Source organism: Streptomyces sp. 7R007 (assembly GCF_054850255.1).
Genome location: NZ_JBTWMV010000157.1, coordinates 1 through 586 on the forward strand (window position 1 = coordinate 1; position 586 = coordinate 586).

A 586-nucleotide genomic window follows, 5' to 3' on the forward strand; every position below is an offset into this window, starting at 1 on the left:
ATCCGCGATCTCGGCTTCGCTGATGCTGACCTCGAACGGTTCGGCGGACATGGCAAGGCTCCTTACTGATCACGGCGTTATCGGATCGCTTGCAGGGGGAGCGTCAGGGTGGGCTGGGCTCCCGTGCGTGGCCTGGGGCTGGGGGCGGCGGTCGGCGGCTGGGCGCCGGGTGAGGCTGATGACGAGTCCGGTTAGGGGGAGTGCCGCGAGAACGGCGAGGGCCGCCGGCAGCGGCACGATGCCGGACAGACCCGCGACAACGGCCGGACCGATCCCGCCGCCCAGGGCGTTCATGAAGTTGAGCAGGCCCTGTGCGGTGTCCCGGTCGTCCGCAGCGACCAGGTCCGGCGCGAGGCCCACCAGTACGGCTTGGGCGCCGGCGAACCCGCACACGGTCAACGCCGTGCCGACGACAACCGGGACCGGCCCGGTGAAAAGCGCGACCACGAGCACGCCGACGACGGTGAGGGCCGCAAGCCCGGCCGACACCTGCCAGCCGGTGAACCGGTCGGTCAAGGCACCGACCAGCCGCCCGGTCAGCACCGAGCAGGCGGCGGCCGGGACCAAGAGCACGCCGGCTTCAAGC

The 586-nt window shown here is 71.8% G+C and carries 1 protein-coding gene; it reads right to left on the bottom strand.

What is annotated here, in order from left to right; translation table 11 throughout:
• Positions 1–69: 69 nt before the first annotated feature.
• Positions 70–586, bottom strand: a 517-nt coding sequence (locus ACYF6T_RS44580; RefSeq protein ID WP_461703709.1) for an MFS transporter, incomplete at its 5' end; no start/stop codon positions are given.